This is a genomic window from Pseudoalteromonas sp. MIP2626, from assembly GCF_013414205.1.
Lineage (GTDB): Bacteria > Pseudomonadota > Gammaproteobacteria > Enterobacterales > Alteromonadaceae > Pseudoalteromonas > Pseudoalteromonas nigrifaciens.
In genome coordinates this window covers 83610-101625 of sequence record NZ_JAATTW010000003.1, presented here as the reverse complement: position 1 = coordinate 101625, position 18016 = coordinate 83610, and the positions used below count along the sequence as shown (strand labels likewise).

General features: G+C 40.1%; 19 protein-coding genes. 15 read left to right on the top strand and 4 right to left on the bottom strand.

Translation table 11 applies throughout. From position 1 onward, the window contains the following. The first annotated feature begins 13 nt into the window (after nt 1-13). Nucleotides 14-580, top strand: a complete 567-nt coding sequence (locus tag HC000_RS03240) for a toxin co-regulated pilus biosynthesis Q family protein (protein ID WP_179806956.1) — start codon at nt 14-16, stop codon at nt 578-580. Between the two features lie 67 nt (nt 581-647). Here HC000_RS03240 and glnE read toward each other — a convergent pair whose 3' ends face one another. Further along, a complete protein-coding gene (gene glnE / locus HC000_RS03235; protein ID WP_179806955.1) occupies nt 648-3443 on the bottom strand; it encodes a bifunctional [glutamate--ammonia ligase]-adenylyl-L-tyrosine phosphorylase/[glutamate--ammonia-ligase] adenylyltransferase in 2796 nt (931 codons plus the stop codon). Between the two features lie 79 nt (nt 3444-3522). On the opposite strand from glnE, the gene HC000_RS03230 reads away from it, so the two are divergent. The 6 genes from HC000_RS03230 to ruvX all read left to right on the top strand — a co-directional run bounded on the left by HC000_RS03230 (nt 3523) and on the right by ruvX (nt 7935). Continuing rightward, nucleotides 3523-4416: a hypothetical protein gene (locus HC000_RS03230; RefSeq protein ID WP_011329244.1), complete on the top strand. Its 894-nt coding sequence runs from the start codon at nt 3523-3525 to the stop codon at nt 4414-4416. A 67-nt stretch (nt 4417-4483) separates the two neighbouring features. Continuing rightward, complete coding sequence (locus HC000_RS03225) at nt 4484-4963, top strand: hypothetical protein (protein WP_179806954.1); 480 nt, start codon at nt 4484-4486, stop codon at nt 4961-4963. Between the two features lie 72 nt (nt 4964-5035). Beyond that, nucleotides 5036-5770, top strand: a complete 735-nt coding sequence (gene rsmE, locus HC000_RS03220; protein ID WP_011329246.1) for a 16S rRNA (uracil(1498)-N(3))-methyltransferase — start codon at nt 5036-5038, stop codon at nt 5768-5770. A gap of 54 nt (nt 5771-5824) precedes the next feature. Continuing rightward, complete coding sequence (gshB, locus tag HC000_RS03215) at nt 5825-6775, top strand: glutathione synthase (RefSeq protein ID WP_011329247.1); 951 nt, start codon at nt 5825-5827, stop codon at nt 6773-6775. 140 nt (nt 6776-6915) lie between these two features. Continuing rightward, complete coding sequence (locus HC000_RS03210; RefSeq protein WP_058374183.1) at nt 6916-7473, top strand: YqgE/AlgH family protein; 558 nt, start codon at nt 6916-6918, stop codon at nt 7471-7473. Between the two features lie 12 nt (nt 7474-7485). Beyond that, nucleotides 7486-7935 (top strand): Holliday junction resolvase RuvX, encoded by a 450-nt coding sequence (gene ruvX, locus HC000_RS03205; RefSeq protein WP_011329249.1) that lies wholly within the window; start codon nt 7486-7488, stop codon nt 7933-7935. 65 nt (nt 7936-8000) lie between these two features. Here the strand turns inward: ruvX and HC000_RS03200 are convergent, their stop codons facing one another. Then, on the bottom strand, nt 8001-9137 hold the full coding sequence (locus HC000_RS03200) for a PilT/PilU family type 4a pilus ATPase (protein WP_011329250.1): 1137 nt from the start codon (nt 9135-9137) through the stop codon (nt 8001-8003). A gap of 9 nt (nt 9138-9146) precedes the next feature. Continuing rightward, nucleotides 9147-10187: a type IV pilus twitching motility protein PilT gene (locus HC000_RS03195; protein ID WP_086993664.1), complete on the bottom strand. Its 1041-nt coding sequence runs from the start codon at nt 10185-10187 to the stop codon at nt 9147-9149. 2 nt (nt 10188-10189) lie between these two features. On the opposite strand from HC000_RS03195, the gene HC000_RS03190 reads away from it, so the two are divergent. The 8 genes from HC000_RS03190 (at nt 10190) to HC000_RS03155 (ending at nt 17326) form a co-directional block, all read left to right on the top strand. Then, entirely contained in the window at nt 10190-10903 is a 714-nt protein-coding gene (locus HC000_RS03190) for a YggS family pyridoxal phosphate-dependent enzyme (RefSeq protein ID WP_179806953.1), read from the top strand. A gap of 17 nt (nt 10904-10920) precedes the next feature. Beyond that, nucleotides 10921-11742: a pyrroline-5-carboxylate reductase gene (proC, locus tag HC000_RS03185; RefSeq protein ID WP_011329253.1), complete on the top strand. Its 822-nt coding sequence runs from the start codon at nt 10921-10923 to the stop codon at nt 11740-11742. A gap of 12 nt (nt 11743-11754) precedes the next feature. Continuing rightward, on the top strand, nt 11755-12306 hold the full coding sequence (locus tag HC000_RS03180; RefSeq protein ID WP_179806952.1) for a YggT family protein: 552 nt from the start codon (nt 11755-11757) through the stop codon (nt 12304-12306). A gap of 71 nt (nt 12307-12377) precedes the next feature. Continuing rightward, nucleotides 12378-12821 carry a DUF4426 domain-containing protein gene (locus HC000_RS03175; protein WP_179806951.1) on the top strand — a complete coding sequence of 148 codons (444 nt, stop codon included), beginning with the start codon at nt 12378-12380 and terminating at the stop codon, nt 12819-12821. Between the two features lie 7 nt (nt 12822-12828). After that, on the top strand, nt 12829-13428 hold the full coding sequence (locus HC000_RS03170) for an XTP/dITP diphosphatase (RefSeq protein WP_086993672.1): 600 nt from the start codon (nt 12829-12831) through the stop codon (nt 13426-13428). Continuing rightward, nucleotides 13425-14561, top strand: a complete 1137-nt coding sequence (gene hemW, locus HC000_RS03165; RefSeq protein ID WP_179806950.1) for a radical SAM family heme chaperone HemW — start codon at nt 13425-13427, stop codon at nt 14559-14561. Before HC000_RS03170 ends, hemW begins: the two co-directional genes overlap by 4 nt. A gap of 54 nt (nt 14562-14615) precedes the next feature. Beyond that, complete coding sequence (locus HC000_RS03160) at nt 14616-16448, top strand: DUF885 domain-containing protein (protein ID WP_179806949.1); 1833 nt, start codon at nt 14616-14618, stop codon at nt 16446-16448. Nucleotides 16449-16639: 191 nt separating this feature from the next. After that, nucleotides 16640-17326 (top strand): hypothetical protein, encoded by a 687-nt coding sequence (locus tag HC000_RS03155; protein WP_179806948.1) that lies wholly within the window; start codon nt 16640-16642, stop codon nt 17324-17326. Here HC000_RS03155 and HC000_RS03150 read toward each other — a convergent pair. After that, nucleotides 17295-18011, bottom strand: coding sequence for an SIMPL domain-containing protein (locus HC000_RS03150; protein WP_179806947.1), 717 nt, complete (start codon nt 18009-18011; stop codon nt 17295-17297). The two genes, HC000_RS03155 and HC000_RS03150, sit on opposite strands and share 32 nt — an antisense overlap. Between the last annotated feature and the right edge of the window lie 5 nt (nt 18012-18016).

The window sequence follows — 18016 nt, the reverse complement described above, 5'->3', positions numbered from 1 at the left end:
ATGAGTACCAACTATGTGGTTCTGGATTAAACATTTATCACTGGCTGCGGGGCTAATAATTCTCGCAGTCTACTTTTTATTAGGTGATGGTCCAGTATTTGATTTTAAAGAATCAAACAATGCAGCGGCGCAAGGATTAAGTCGGTTTTACTCTTCAATTCGTAATAAAGTGAGCGACGAGCAAGGTAAGTTTGTATTGCAGCTTAAAAAGCCAGAACAAACTCTCGAGCGTGTTTTAGCTGAGCGCATGCGTATTATTGAACCGATTCCAAAAACCTGGACAGGTAAAATTGAGCCTCGACGCTTTGAAAACGGGTCAACACTAAAAAAGGCGTTATCGCAATATGCCAGTAATGAAGGCATAGAGTTATATTGGTATTTAAGTAAAGATTACGTCGTTAAAGATCATTTTAGAGTCGATAGCAATTTCACTTCTACCTTGTATCAAGTAGGGCGTGCAATTAACGACGACTTTGAAAACGAAGTATACACTTACTTATGTCATAAACAGCGCGCGGCCGTAATTACTGAACTACCTTCTGAATTTGTTCGCACTAACTGCTTACAACTTAAAACTTGAACTTAATAATTAGCACTTTGATACTCATCTGAGTATCAAAGTGACGCGCGCTTAACCAAAGTTCAAGTTAACTTAATTCAAACACAGTTTGCCAGATTGCAGTTACATTTTTAATGTCATCACTAAATTGTGCACGCTCTGTGCAGCGCCCTTGCTGATCTAAACTCAACACGTGATAGCGCGAACGGTAATTAATATACGCCTGAATTAATTGCTGCTTTTGCGCCTTGGTAATGCAGCCAAGCTTTGCAGCATCAGTTAAAATTCTGACGTTATCGGAATACACACATAGCTCTTCAAATTGTTGCGCATAATTTAGCACTAAGTACTGAGTAATAAATTCAATATCTGTCATTGCGCCAACATCTTGCTTTAAATCAAATTGCTGCTCATTTCCTGTTGCTAAATGTTCACGCATTTTTTCACGCATTTTTATTACATCGTCTTTGAGCACTTTTTTATCGCGCGGCTGACACAGTATATTTTTACGAATTTGCGCAAAACGCTCAACAAATTCAGCTTGCCCTAAAATCAGCCTAGCTCGCACTAGCGCTTGATGCTCCCACGTCCATGCCTGTGTTTGTTGGTAATGATTAAAGCTCTCTAGGTTAATCGCCAGTAACCCCGATGCGCCTTCAGGGCGTAGTCGTGTATCAAGCTCATATAAAATCCCCGAAGCGGTTCGGGTATTAAATAAATGCATTAAACGTTGCGCCAATTTTAAATAAAATTGCCTTGAATCTATTGGCTTTACACCATTAGTTTGGCTGCTGCCATCGTGGTTATGTACAAAGACTAAATCTAAATCAGAGTCATAACCCACTTCAAAGCCACCGGTTTTACCATAGGCAATAACCGCAAAACCTTTGCTTTCGTCGTTAGTACTAGGTGGCATACCAAAGCGTTTTACACAATTGTGCCATGCAATATTAACGGCCTGATCGACAATAGCCTCCGCCAGTGCCGTTAAATGATCGCTCACCTTCATTACATCCATAACATCGGTGGCATCGGCAGCGGCAATTCGTAACTGATGCGTTTGTTTAAACTGTCGTAACGCCTCCATTTGCATTTCTAAGTCGTCGGGCTCAATACGTAAAAAATATTGCCTAATTTCGTCTTTATAGGCGCTTAAAGGTGTTGGCTTATAAAGTACTGCGGGGTCTATTAGCTCATCAAGCAAAATAGGGTAAAGCGAAATATGCTCACCTATCCATTTACTATAACAACACAATAATACTAACTGCTTTAAGGCACCTGGGTTTTCGTATAACAGCTCTAAATAGGCGGTACGCGAAATTATTTTATTGAGTATTTGGCAAATAACATTAAATGTTTCGGCAGTGGCATTAAAGTCGTTCATTTGTTTGAGTAAAACCGGCATTAATTTATCAAGAATATTACGCCCTCGATTACCCACTTTTGCTTTAGATATACGTTGTTTAAAGTCGTGTAGTGGTGTTTGCCAATCTTCCCTGGGATCATTTAAAAAACTCACATCACCATGATCCCAAGTACTAATAAATGCGCCTTCGCAAGTATCTAACGGCTCGGTTTCCTCCCCTATTACATGATTAAACTCATTATGAATTTGCCCCATTACATGCTCTAAATAGCTTAACGTAGCGCTAAAGTCGGGCTGATTGAGTAAATAGTTTAAACGTTGCTGATTTAGCTCCTCATCCGGGAGGGTTTGCGTTTGTTGGTCATCAAATATTTGTAGGTACTGCTCTACTTTACGCAGGTATAAGTAGTTTTTTTGCAGATCTTTTGCTTCAAGCTCATCAATTACTTGGCTTAAGCTAAGCTCTTTAAGAGCGTGTAATAATGATTGAGTTTGCAAATTAGCCTCTCGCCCACCACGTACCATTTGTAGTGCTTGTACAATAAATTCAACTTCTCGTATTCCGCCTGCGCCTAGTTTTATATTGTTGGTTAGGCGCTTACGACGTACTTCTTGAGCAATCATCAACTTCATTTTTCGCAGCGACTCAATCACCGAAAAGTCAATATAGCGTCTATATACAAACGGCTTTAATAGCTGGTTAAACTCGCTAAAATAAATGTTAGGCGTGCCAATTAAGCGCCCTTTTAACATGGCATAACGTTCCCAATCACGGCCTTGCTCTTGGTAATAATCTTCAATTGCATTAAAGCTCATAACTAACGGGCCACTTTCACCAAAAGGTCGCAGTCGCATATCTACTCTAAATACTTGGCCGTCAACGGTCACTTGATTAAGTGCGGTTATTAACTTTTGCGCCACTTTGGTATAAAACACTTGGGCTTCGAGCGAGCGACGCCCGCCTTGGGTTTTAATATTGCGAGGATAGGCAAAAATAAGATCTATATCTGATGAATAATTTAGCTCTTGTCCGCCAAGCTTACCCATTCCTAACACCATTAAAGGCAATGGCTGACCGTGTTCATTTAAAGGCTCACCATTGGTTTTTGCCACCTGTGTATAAGCCCACTGATTTGCACTTTCTATTAGGTTATCTGCTAATTGGCTTACATACTTGATACTGTCGGCAATTGGGTTGTCGCAACATAAATCTAAAAAAGCCACTTTAAGCCAGTACTTTTCTCGGTATTGCCGCAGTAATTTATGGCAATCGCGCTCATCAATATTATTTAGGTCTAAGTCAATAAAAGGAGCTGCAATCACCCTATTTTTAATTTCGGTGTTACATAATAACCAGTTTTTTAGCTCAGGTTGCGATGTTAAACAGCGCCATGCAAAGTCACTCAAGGCTAATAACCGTACCAGCGCTAATTCTTGCTTTTGTTGTGGATAAAGCTGTTCGAAGCGTGTTTCGCCAAGTTTCTGTAATTGAATGGGAAGTTGCTTTACGTTACTCATCAATACTCTCTTTTATATCATCAATAACCGTACTAGAATGATTAAAAACCTATTAAGGTAAATACTACTTAGGAAAACCATGTCATATTTGTCATTATCTAACACTAGTTTACTTGCGATTGCTATTAGTTTTATTGTTATTTGCGTGATCATAATGAGCTTAAGAATAACCACTCAACTAAAAGCAAAACAAGCGCTTAAAGATGAGTTAGCGCAGCATGATAACTTTGCAATGGGGATTAGTTTTGCCTCAGAAATATCGGTGGTGATTGCCTCAGTAGCATTTTTATTTGATGAAATAAGCATAAGCACAGCGCAATCGAACCCATTAAAAGTGATCTTTTTAATCGTTTTATTATTTTTATTTATTAAAGTAGGTCACTTAATTCATCGCAAATGGATTTTGCATCGCTTTAATGAAGAAGCCGCTATTTTAAAACAAAATGTCTGCGCCGCACTGGTCGACTCAGGTATGTTAATTGCAAACTGTATTATTACTTTAGGGCTTTACACTTGGACTCACACTCAAGGTTTTAGCAGTTTACTCATTGCCTTTGTAAGTTTTTTTGTACTACAAGGTATGTTTGCTTTTGATAGTAAAATACGTGAATACCACTTTGCCAAAGCTAACCAAGGCGCATCACTACAAAGTAACTTTGGCCTTGAAAATACCTCTATTGGTATTCGTTACGCGGGTAAATCAATTGGTTTATCGCTGGCCGCGTATGCTGGTTTGTCCAGCGCAGCGTTTCAAAATGGTAAGATGGTCGAAAATTTATTTACACTCGTGATGCATTGCGGTGTAATGTGGGTGCTACTTTACAGTTTAACTTATGTAATAAAAAAGATTTCGTTACCAAATATCGATACTTCGCTGGAAATTGATCATCAAGATAATATTGGTATTGCTTGTATCGAATTTGCGGTTTTTTGTGCTGTAGGTTATTTGCTTATTAGTATGTTTTCAATTTAACACCAAGCTGATTAAATATAATATTTAATCAGCTTGTGAACACTTTGCTTAAGTGTAATGGGGCCTTATGCTATTTGATGTAACCAATTATCTGTTAGTTGATATAGATAATGAGTTTAGCAGAGCATTTGCTGAGTACTCTTTTAATCATGCTCAGAGCCAATCACCCAGCGGGTTAATAGCAGCTGGTAGCCACACCCGGCAGTTAGTAAAAATGATGTTTGATGAACTTATAAAAGATTACTGCTATTGCGACTTTGAAAATGAAATTAGTGTATCAGAGCTCGCTACCTACTTGCATGATCATCATAAAATTAAAGGCGTATTATTTAACCGTGTTGATTACTTACTTGGCGATGATAAACAGCGCTTTATTTATAACTCACTACACAAAAGTCGCTTTTTAGTTAGCCAAGACGAAAATGGCTTTTCGTTTAGCCCAGTAACAGACCCAGGGCATTCAAATCACTTATCGTGCCATACCGATATAGCACAAGCGTCACTAAACCAAATAGAGACTGATGAGCAATTTAATAAAAATAAATAATTGCACCTAGCTCACAGCTTACTTACCATAGCGGCATATAACTTTTATGCACTAACCAATAAGTGACACCACATGCGAGTTCCTCATATTTATCAGGCATCGAGTATTGCCTTAAACACTCCCGTTACATTAGATGACGACGCTGCAGGGCATATTGGCCGAGTATTGCGAATGAAAGTAGGCGAGCACGTGTCTATTTTTAATGGTGAAGGCGGTGAATACCTTAGTGAAATTATTGAGGTGACTAAAAAAAATGTCGTGGTTATGCCACAACAGCTAAATACTCATGATGTAGAGTCGCCCTTAAAAATTCACTTAGGCCAATGCGTATCGCGTGGCGATAAAATGGATTTTACCATTCAAAAATCGGTGGAACTGGGCATTACCGAAATCACCCCTATTTTTAGTCAGCGTTGCGGCGTTAAATTAATGGGCGATCGACTTGATAAAAAACACCAACAATGGCAAAAAATAGCCATAGCCGCCGCAGAGCAATCTGGGCGTAATTTTGTACCTGTTGTTCATCCGCCGGTAGATCTAAAGCAATGGCTTGCACAGCAAAGTGCAGCAATTAAGCTCACCTTGCATCCACGTGCCGAGCACAGTATCAAAACAATTACCGTCCCAAAAGATGGCGTACGCTTTTTAGTTGGCCCTGAAGGCGGCTTTACTGATGAGGAAATGGCGCAAACAAAGCAACAAAACTTTGTAGATATTCGCTTAGGCCCGCGCGTATTACGCACCGAAACAGCAGCATTAACTGTTTTAAGTGCATTACAGCTGCAGTTTGGCGACTTAGCTAATTGAAATAACTAAAAGTACCCACATATATATATTAATATTCATATTAAGGCACAGCGCATGGCAATTAAGTTAGGCATTATTTCAGATCCTATTAGCGGATTTAATATTAAAAAAGACACTGGTTTTGCAATGATGATGCAAGCGCAAGCACGTGGCTATGAAATTTACTATATGGAAATGGATGATCTTTCACTACGCCAAGGTCAGGCATATGCTACAGCTGCAAAAGCACAGGTTTTTGACGATCCAAACAATTGGTACCAGCTTGAGCAAAAAACCACTATTGCACTTGGCGATTTAGACGTTATTTTAATGCGTAAAGATCCCCCTTTTGATACCGAATACATATACGCAACTTATATTTTAGAGCGTGCCGAACAAGCAGGTACACTCATAGTTAACAAGCCACAAAGCCTGCGCGACGCAAACGAAAAGCTGTTTACAGCTTGGTTTAGCGAATACACGCCCGACACTTTAGTAACGCGCAGCCAAAAGCAAATTCGTGAGTTTTTAGCCCAGCATAAAGACATTATTTTAAAACCGCTTGATGGCATGGGTGGCGCGTCGATTTTTAGAGTTAAAGCAGACGATGCTAACATTGGTGTAATTTGTGAAACATTAACCGAGCACGGCAGTCGCTTTGCCATGGTACAAAATTATGTTCCAGAGATCACTCAAGGCGATAAGCGCGTATTGGTTGTTGATGGCGAAGTAATTCCATATTGCTTGGCGCGTATTCCACAAAACGGAGAAACACGCGGTAACTTAGCCGTAGGTGGACGCGGCGAAGCACGTCCTTTAAGTGAATCCGATTTAAAAATTGCACAAGCTGTGGCACCAACACTTAAAGAAAAAGGCCTAATTTTTGTCGGCTTAGATATTATTGGCGACAAATTAACCGAAATTAACGTAACCGCACCAACCTGTGTTAAAGAAATTGAAGCGGCGTACGATATTTCAATTACGGGTATTTTATTTGACGCAATTGAAAAACGACTCGCTAAATAAGTTAGCGTTATTAAAAGCGCTTTCATATTGTAAGGTTTAAGGTATTCATTATTTTTAAATCGTATGAAAGTGCTTATTTTGTTTTAAAAACATGGGTATGTGCCATACTAAAAATTCATTAACTAAAAAGGGTGAAATCTATGCAGTCATTAGAAAATCATTTTTTAATCGCAATGCCGTCGATGCAAGACCCTTTTTTTAAACGTGCTGTTACCTATATTTGTGAGCACAATGAAGACGGGGCTATGGGCTTGGTAATCAACCAACCTATTAATATTACCGTAGGTGAGTTACTCGATAAAATAGAAATTGATAACGACAAAACTCAGCAAGCAGCGCAAGTTAGCGTATATGCTGGCGGGCCGGTTAAAACCGACCGTGGTTTTGTACTGCACTCTCCAAAGCATGGTTACTCTGCGAGCCAAACGCTCAGCAGTGATATCATGATCACCACCTCTAAAGATGTACTCGCTTCGTTAACCACAGCACAAGCACCTGAACAATTTATTATTACTTTGGGCTACTCTGGCTGGGAGCAAGGTCAATTAGAACAAGAGCTATTGGATAATAGCTGGCTGATAATTAAAGCTGATCCGAAAATTATTTTTGACACCCCCGTTGAAAAACGCTGGGAAAAAGCAGTTTCTATGCTCGGCTTTGATATAAGCCAACTCAGCCCTGAAGCTGGTCATGCTTAACAAGATAAACTTATGACAAAAAAAAACTTCAAGCCGCAAGGCCAGCGTACTGTAATGGGCTTTGACTTTGGCACCAAAAGTATTGGTATTGCTATAGGTCAAGAGCTCACTGGCAGCGCATCGAGCCTTAAAGCTGTAAAAGCACAAGATGGCATTCCTAATTGGGATGACATAGCAGTACAAGTAAACGAATGGCAGCCCGATTTAATGGTGGTGGGTTTACCGCTAAATATGGATGGCACCGCCCAAGAGGTAACCTTTAAAGCTAAAAAGTTTGCTAATCGATTGCATAATCACTACGCCATACCGGTAGAAACACAAGATGAGCGCTTAACCACCGCCGATGCTAAAGCGCGCCTGTTTGAACAAGGCGGCTATAAAAACTTAGGCAAAGGCAAAGTAGATAACATGTCTGCGGTGATTATTTTAGAGAGCTTTTTTGAAACGAGTTACGGTGAGTAAAAATATTAGGTGCTAGGCTTTAGGTATCAGAGCTTTTAAGCTGATACCTAAAGCCTTAAATTAAATTAACTAATATTGCCTTTATCATCAAGGCCATCAATAGTAACCCCTTGTAAAAAGCCCGCCCCTTGCTGCTCATTGTTGCGCAGCTTTATCATTAAGCGTAAATCGTTCGCCGAATCAGCATGGTGCAACGCATCTGCATAATTGATTCGTTGCTGTTTATACAATTCAAATAAGGCCTGGTCAAAGGTCTGCATGCCCATTTCTTTCGATTTAGCCATGGTTTCTTTAATACCGCCTATATCACCATTTTTAATTAGCTCTGCAACCATAGGTGAATTAAGTAATATTTCAATAGCAGCAACTCGACCTTGCCCGTCAGATGTGGGGATCAGCTGCTGGGCAATAATAGCGCGTAAATTTAATGCTAGATCGTACTTAAGCTTATCGTGCTTTTCTTTTGGCACTAAATGCATGATCCGATCTATCGCTTGGTTAGCGTTGTTTGCATGCAAGGTAGCCACACATAAGTGCCCTGTTTCTGCAAAGCTTAATGCATACTCCATGGTTTCTTGTGAGCGTATTTCGCCTATTAATATTACGTCGGGTGCTTGGCGTAACGAGCTTTTAAGCGCTGACTCAAAACTTTCGGTATCTAGCCCTACTTCGCGTTGAGTAATAATACTTTTACGGTGTTCGTGTACAAACTCAATCGGGTCTTCAATGGTTAATATATGTCCGCGCTGATTACGGTTTCTATAGCCAATAAGTGCAGCAAGTGAGGTTGACTTACCCGTACCGGTTCCCCCCACAAATAGCACTAAACCACGTTTCGACATAATCACATCGGTAAGTGTAGACGGCAGCCCAAGTTCGCCAATTTCAGGTATTTTAGTAACAATACGACGAATAACCATGCCCGCTTTATCGCGCTGCCAAAATGCCGAAACACGAAAACGTCCTTCGTCAGTGGCAATCGCAAAGTTGCATTCTTTCGTTGTATGAAACTCGGCTTTTTGTTTTTCACTCATTGCCGATTCAACCAACTCAAGTGATTGCTCATCACTGAGCGGCTCATCATCAAGCGGGGTTAATTCACCATTAATTTTAGCGCTGATAGGCAGTTGGCTTGAAACAAATAAATCAGAGCCTTTTTTATCTATCATTATTTGTAAAAAGTTATTTAAAGATAAAGCCATTAGTATTCCTTAACCACCGAACTGAGTTTTGTCTTGCGCTTTAGCTTGCGCTGCAATATTGGTAACAATGCCATGATTAACTAAGTTTGTTAAACATTGATCCATCGTTTGCATTCCATGCGAAGCGCCAGTTTGAATAGACGAGTACATTTGCGCCACTTTATCTTCACGAATTAAGTTACGAATAGCAGGTACTGCAAGCATAATTTCGTGAGCAGCTACTCGCCCACCGCCAATTTTTTTAAGCAGGGTTTGCGAAATTACCGCACGTAATGATTCCGAGAGCATAGAGCGGATCATGGCTTTTTCTTCACCTGGGAATACATCTATAATACGGTCAATGGTTTTAGGTGCAGAGGTGGTGTGCAAAGTGCCAAATACTAAGTGACCAGTTTCGGCTGCTGTCATTGCCAGGCGAATGGTTTCTAGATCACGTAATTCACCAACTAATATTACATCGGGATCTTCACGTAGTGCACTGCGTAGCGCATTTTTAAAGCTATGTGTATCGCGATGTACTTCTCGCTGATTAATCAGACTTAATTTATTATCGTGGACAAACTCTATTGGATCTTCAATAGTGAGAATATGGTGATGTTTTGTTTGATTTATATAATCAACCATAGCCGCTAGTGTTGTCGACTTACCTGACCCTGTAGGCCCAGTTACTAATACTAAGCCGCGGGGAGTATCGGCAATGGTTTTAAAAATATCGGGGGCGCCTAAATCATCTAATGTGAGCACTTCACTGGGAATAGTACGAAATACGGCAGCAGGTCCACGGTGAGTATTAAAGGCATTAACACGAAAACGTGCTAAATTAGGCACTTCAAATGAAAAATCCACTTCGAGATTTTGTTCGTAGTCCTTGCGCTGGTTATCGTTCATAATATCGTAAACTAGGTTGTTTACATCTTTGTCTCCTAGTGCTGGTATATTAATACGCCGCACATCGCCATCTACGCGTATCATAGGTGAAACCCCTGATGATAAATGTAAATCGGATGCTTTGTGTTGCACACTAAACGCCAATAATTCGGTAATATCCATTTATGACTCCACAACTAACTGATAAATATATGGTTACAATAGCAGAACGACTTACATCCGCCTACGCTAGAATTGCAGTAGCGGCAAAAAACGCCCAACGAAATAGTAAAGAAATAACCTTACTTGCAGTATCCAAAACCAAACCAAGTGCCGATATTATTGCTGCCTACGAGCATGGCCAACGCCAATTTGGTGAGTCTTATGTTCAAGAGGCTATAGATAAAATAGCGCAACTACATACATATAGCGATATCATTTGGCATTTCATTGGCCCTATTCAATCAAATAAAAGCGCACAAGTGGCGGCCAATTTTGCTTGGGTGCAAAGTGTTGATCGAATTAAAATAGCGAAACGCTTAAACAGCCAACGACCAGCCGATAAAGCCGCGCTTAATGTGCTTATTCAAGTAAATATTAGTAATGAGGAAGCTAAGTCGGGTTGCCAACTTAATGAAGTAGCCGAACTGGCCAGTTTTATTAACCAGTGTGAGCAATTAACTTTACGCGGGCTGATGGCTATTCCGGCTAAAAGTGACGATATTACAACGCAAACTCAATATTTTAAGCAATTACAAACTTGCTTTGATAAACTACAGACCCAATATCCTCAAGTAGATACTTTGTCGATGGGGATGAGCAATGATGTTGAAGCTGCAATTAGTGCAGGCTCAACCATGGTGAGGATCGGCACAGACATTTTTGGCACACGAACTTAAAAGGTGATAACAGATATATGTCAGATAAAACAATCGCATTTATAGGCACAGGTAATATGAGCTACGCCATTATTGGTGGCATGGTAAAAAATGGGTTTAATGCAAACAATATTATTGCCACAAACCGTAACCAAGAAAAGCTGGCCAAAGTAGCAGCCGATTTCAAGGTAAAAACCACCAGTGACAATAACGAAGCCCTGCGCGATGCTGACGTAATTGTACTTTCTGTTAAACCACAAATGATGGGCGATTTATGTAAATCGTTTCAGGAGTCAGGTGTCGACTTTAGCGATAAACTGTTTATTTCGGTAGCAGCTGGTTTAACCGTAAAGCGTTTGCGCGAAATGCTTGGCCAAGACGTTAAAATGATACGTTGCATGCCTAATACACCTTCGCTGCTTGGGCGTGGTGTATCAGGTTTATATGGCGCGGGCGAAACGCCAAGCGAGCACGAATTTGTACAACAAGTTTTTGAATGCACTGGCATTGTAGTGTGGGTTGAACAAGAATCGCAAATTAACGATATTATTGCGGTTACAGGCTCATCGCCTGCTTATTTTTTCTTATTTATGGAAGCCATAGAAGAGAAGGCCAAAGCACTGGGCTTTAACGATGCAGATGCACGTCGCTTAGTACAACAAACAGCACTTGGCGCTGCCGAAATGGCACTCAGCCAACCCGATATAACCATTTCGCAGTTACGCTCAAACGTAACATCTAAAGGTGGTACTACGCATGCAGCCGTTGAGCATTTAAAAGATAAAGGCTTAACCCAAACCGTTGCCGATGCTATGGATGCGTGTATTACGCGTGCACAGCAAATGGAACAAGAACTTTAAGAAGGTTAAATTATGAATGCCATGCAATTTTTAATCAGTACCCTGTTTGACTTATTTTTAATGGTGGTATTACTGCGTTTTTGGCTACAGTGGGCAAAAGCCGACTTTTACAACCCAATGAGCCAATTTGTGGTTAAAGCCACCTCGTTCGCGGTAAAGCCACTGCGTAAAATTATTCCTGGGTTTGGAGGCCTTGATTTAGCCTCGCTATTGCTGGCATTTTTTGTTGCTCTAGCCAAAATTAGTACTCTTGTATTAGTATCTCATTACATTTGGAATACACCGCATGTATTTATGGATGCATTTATAACAACAATATTTAAAATATTTAATTTAGTGCTTTGGATCCTTATCATTCGCGCTATTTTAAGTTGGGTAAGCCAGGGCTATAACCCTATTGAAGCGGTATTCCATCAGCTTACTGAACCTATGTTAAAACCTATTCGTAAAGTTCTTCCGCCTATGGGTGGGTTGGATTTATCAGTATTGATATTAATTATTGCAATTCAGTTTTTACAGATCCTCTTGAGTGGAGTTCTTATCCCTAGTTACATTTTTTACTAAATTTAAAAGCCTATACTCTAAATTTTTAGAGGCCTTATGGCCTCTCTTTTACATGTTTTTAGGAGTTAATAATGAACCGTTTAATTAAGTTTTTTTTTATTGCTTGTTTGGCATTTGCGTTTAACGCGCAAAGTGAAGAAATGCAAGGCGCGCAGTACAAAGAGTTAGGTCAGTGGCAAGTACATTACATTGCTTTTCCTTCAACCTTTGTGCAACCTAAAATAGCCCAAGCTTATGGTCTTGAGCGTAGCGGCTACAAAGGGATTGTTAATATATCTATATTAGCTAACGATGCCGATAACACAGCGCAAAAGGCCGTATTAAAAGGCACAGCTAAAAATTTACTTGGCAATAAACAAACGCTTAACTTTAAAGAAGTAATTGAAGGCGATGCAATTTATTACCTTGCTCAAGTTAACTACACTAACGAAGAAGTTTTACGTTTTGAGATTGAAATACAGCAAGACTCACAATTTCAAAAATTACAGTTTCAGCAAAAATTTTACGTAGATTAAATAACTTATGATAAAAACTTTAGTACTTGCCACAGGCAACCCTGGCAAAGTAAATGAACTTGCAAACATGCTCAGCCCGCTCAATATTAATGTTGTGCCGCAAAGCGACTTTAACGTAGGTGAAGTGGCCGAAACCGGTACCACTTTTGTAGAAAATGCCATTATTAAAGCCCGCCATGCAGCCAAAATTACCGGTATGCCTGCTATTGCTGATGACTCTGGATTAGAAGTTGATGGTTTAAATGGTGCGCCAGGTGTGTACTCTGCGCGCTTTGCCGGAGCAGGTGCAACTGATCAAGATAACATAGATAAGCTACTACTTGAGCTGGATAATAACCCAATTAGAACAGCACGCTTTTGGTGTGTACTGGTATTAATGCGTCACGCTAATGACCCAACTCCGCTTATTTGTAGTGCCAGTTGGGAAGGTGAAATAACCCTAACCCAAAATGGCGAAGGCGGCTTTGGCTACGACCCGGTATTTTTTGTACCTACGCTTAATTGCACCAGTGCCGAGCTGACAAAAGAGCAAAAAAATGCCATTAGCCATCGCGGTCAAGCATTACAAAATTTACTACAGCAACTTAAGCTAAAAGGCGGCCTGTGAACCTACCACCACTAAGCTTATATGTGCACGTTCCTTGGTGCGTGCAAAAATGCCCATATTGCGACTTTAATAGCCACGGACAAAAAGGTGAAATTCCTGAAGCTGAATATGTGCAGCATTTAATTGATGATTTAAAAGCCGACCTGCATTTAGTCCAAGGGCGTAAAATTCATAGTATTTTTATTGGTGGTGGCACACCTAGCTTATTAACTGGCGCAGCTTACACACGCCTACTTAGTGAAGTTAAAAGCCTTATTGGGCTTGAAGATAACTGCGAAATAACTCTTGAAGCAAACCCTGGCACTGTTGAAACTGGCCGCTTTAAAGATTATGTAAAAGCAGGTATTAACCGCATTTCTATTGGTGTGCAAAGCATGCAAAACGACAAGCTTAAAGCGCTTGGCCGTATTCATGGCAGCGACGAGGCAAACTACGCCGCAGAGCAAGCCAAAGAAGCGGGGTTAAATAGCTTTAATCTTGATTTAATGCATGGCTTACCTGGGCAAACACTCGATGATGCACTGGGTGATTTAAAGCAAATTATTGCCCTTAACCCGCCGCATATTTCTTGGTATCAGCTAACTATTGAGCCCAATACACAATTTGCTTCTAAGCCGCCTACCCTGCCACAAGACGAAACGCTGTGGGACATTCAAGAGCAAGGCCAAGAGTTACTCGCGCAAGCAGGTTACCTGCAATACGAAATATCAGGCTATGCAAAGCCTGGCTATCAATGCCAACACAACTTAAATTATTGGCGTTTTGGCGATTATATCGGTATTGGTTGTGGCGCGCATGGTAAGGTAACTGATGCAAATACAGGCATAATAACCCGCACCGAAAAAGTTAAGCACCCGCGTGGTTACATGGATCTGATCAAACCTTACTTGTTTAAAAGCTGGCAGGTTGAACAAGACGATTTAGCATTTGAGTTTTTTATGAACCGCTTTCGTCTAGTAGAGCCGTGCCCTATTAACGACTTTAATGCGCTTACACAGCAACCATTACAAAGCCAACAACACGCGCTACAACAGGCAATTAAATTGGGCTTATTAATACAAACTAATAGCCATTGGCAAGTAACACTAAAAGGTCAGCGCTTTTTAAATGATCTGCTAGAGTTATTCGTTTAACGCTAGGTTCTACAAAATTATAATAATAAATTTCTAACATCAAGAGGATAAATAATGCGTAAATTTACTTTTATTGCAGCTGCAGTAAGTGTTGCACTACTTGCTGGTTGCCAGCAAGCTACACAACAAGTAACAACAGCACCAGCAGTACAAGCACAACCAGTACAAAATGAAATAGACAAAGCGAATGCTTTTTTTGAAGATACCTTTAACCGCGACGTAATGAGCAGCCCTGTGTATCAAACATACATGGGTATTAAGCAAGATTACGACAAGTGGGACGATGGTAGCGAAGCTAAAAAATTAAAAGATTTTGCACAAACCAAAGCTGACTTAGTAACGCTTAATAGCATTAATCGTGCTCAGCTTGATGATGCAACTAAAGTAAGTTACGACTTAAAAAAACAAGATCTTGAAAACTCAATTGCTGACTTCAAATGGCGTTACCACAGTTACCCGGTAAACCAAATGTACGGCACTCATTCTATGATCGCTGCATTTTTAATTAATCAACACTCAATTAGTGATGTAAAAGACGCTAAAGCGTATATATCTCGCTTAAACGGTGTGCCAGCAGTATTTGATCAGTTAATTACTGATTTAGAAGTACGTGCTGAAAAAGGTATTATTGCCCCTAAGTTTGTATTCCCGCATGTTATCGACTCAAGCAAAAATATTATTAAAGGCGCTCCATTTGAGCAAGACGACGACTCTACTTTACTTAGCGACTTTAAACGTAAAGTTAATAAACTAGAGATCAGTCAAAGCGAAAAAGACAGCCTAACCGCTGATGCAGTAGATGCTTTAAAGTCGGCTGTTAAACCGGCTTACTCTAAACTGATTAATTACATAGCCCAACTTGAAAAGCGCGCAGATAACCGCGACGGCGCATGGAAATTTCCTGACGGCGAAGCGTTTTATAACAATGCGTTAAAGCGCACTACTACAACAGACCTAACAGCAAAAGAAATACACGCTATTGGCCTTGCTGAAGTGGCTCGTATTCATGACGAAATGCGCGCCATAAAAGATAAAGTAGGTTTTAAAGGCGATTTAGCCGCTTTCATGCAGTTTATGAAAACCGACAAGCAGTTTTATTTACCTAATACTGATGCTGCTAAAGAGCAATATATTAGTCAAGCAACCGACCTAATTAATAATATGAAGTCGCGTCTTGATGAGTTATTTATTGTAAAACCAAAAGCCGATATGATAGTAAAACGCGTTGAGGCATTTCGTGAAAAAGCAGCTGGCAAAGCGTTTTATCAACAACCGGCACCAGATGGCTCTCGCCCAGGTGTTTACTACGCTAACCTTTACGACATGGAAGCTATGCCTACTTACCAAATGGAAGCACTAGCCTATCATGAAGGCATTCCGGGACATCATATGCAAATTGCTATTTCGCAAGAGCTAGAAGGCGTGCCTAAGTTTCGTAAATTTGGTGGCTACACTGCTTATATTGAAGGTTGGGGTTTATACTCTGAGCTAGTACCAAAAGAAATGGGCTTATACGAAGACCCATATTCTGACTTTGGTCGCCTTTCGATGGAATTATGGCGCGCAGCACGTTTAGTGGTTGATACAGGTATTCACGCTATGCAGTGGAACCGCCAACAAGGTATTGATTACTACGTAAATAACACACCTAATGCGACCTCTGACGGGGTTAAAATGGTTGAGCGTCACATTGTAATGCCATCGCAAGCAACTGCTTATAAAGTGGGTATGCTGAAGATTTTAGAACTACGTGAAAATGCAAAGCAGCAACTAGGTGATAAGTTTGATATTCGCCAGTTCCACGACGTAGTGCTTAAAAATGGCCCTGTACCACTTAACGTACTAGAAAACTTTGTTAATCAGTGGATAGCAAGTAAACAAGCTTAACTTGTAATAACTCAGTAACAATATAGAAGGTCGCTTATGCGGCCTTTTTTTGTTTTATAAGCCAATTGTTTAAGCTAGAGTAGGTAACCTGAGCTCCGGATAATAAAATTAAATATAACTATGATTCAATACATTAGTAAATCTCTTAACCAGTGTTCTGGCTAGGTAATAATAAACTAAGGAGATAAGCCATGGAATTATGCATACAATTACTTAACGCACGCCTTGCTAAGTATCAACTCGACGAGCTTGATAACGACTTTAAGCAGTTAACCCCTGCTCAGCAAGCAAGCCAATTAATGCACTTGTATCAAAGCGCGCAGCGAATGAGTGTTAAATATAACTTTATGCAAAATGTGGCAATCCGTATTTTAACCAATAACCCTTTACCAACATCGTTTATTAGCCAACTAAGCACCCTAGACGCATTAAGCTTTTTTACACCTGCACTTAAAGTTAACAAGGGTTTTTTGGCGCAAAATGAGGCCGGTAACACTGTGTTGCATACTGTATTTAAACACCCTGATGCAGATAATTTACCATTTAACTATGTACGTTCGTTAATGTTATTTGAATCTAACGATGACTTATTCAAAGCGCTGGCACAGCCTAACCTGCAAGGGTTAACGCCAGTTGCCTGTTATATTGCTTATGCAAATAAACCGACTACGCCAATAAAGCATGAGTTCTCGGCGCTACTCGCATTAATGGAAATGGAGCAAAAGCAAAATGCACAAGCAAAACAGCAATTATTAAATGTATTACAAAGCAATACGGTAAACGAAACCACGCTTTTATTAAGCGCTGCCTATTTACAGCGCTCAATAACTCAAGTGATTAATTTACTTAGTCAGAAAGATAATATTCAACACTCGTAACCACGCGAATATTTTTGATTTGCGGCGTATTAGAGTCACGATCACTAATGCTAAATTGCCCTTGGCGAGCCGTTTTTATTTTACCTAATTTTGAATTTGAGTCTTTGGCAAATTTAGTCGCAACTTCACGGGCTTTTTCGGTGGCCTCTTGTACCATTGCTGGTTTAATGTCGTTTAAACCAGTGAACATATACTCCACACGGGTTTCGTAGTTATCTTGCACTATGGCAATATTTTGCTTAGCCAGCTGACTTACCTTGCTCAGGGCATTTTTTACTTTGTCGGGCGCATTTGAATAAACAATAATATTAGAGCGCACTATATATCTAAATTGTTGATTTTCGCTGCCGTATTCGCGAGCTTGCTTATCTATAATTGATTGGCTGCCAGTGCTAATTTCTTCATCATCAAAGCCGTGTAACTTTAAAAATGCAATTACTGCATCGTTTTTGCCCTCAACTCTACTCACTAACGCTTCTAAGTTATTGTCGGCATCACTAAATTGCAGTGGCCAGATCACAGTATCGGCCAGCACTTCTTGCTCAGCCAATCCTTTTACTTGTACGGTACGTTCCATACCTTTGATATCAAGCGCAGCACCTTTTAAAATAAATCCTAAGCTAATTAGGCCTATACTTAAACAAATAGCCGCAATAACAATATTAAAGTTAGATGTTTTATTCATTAAAA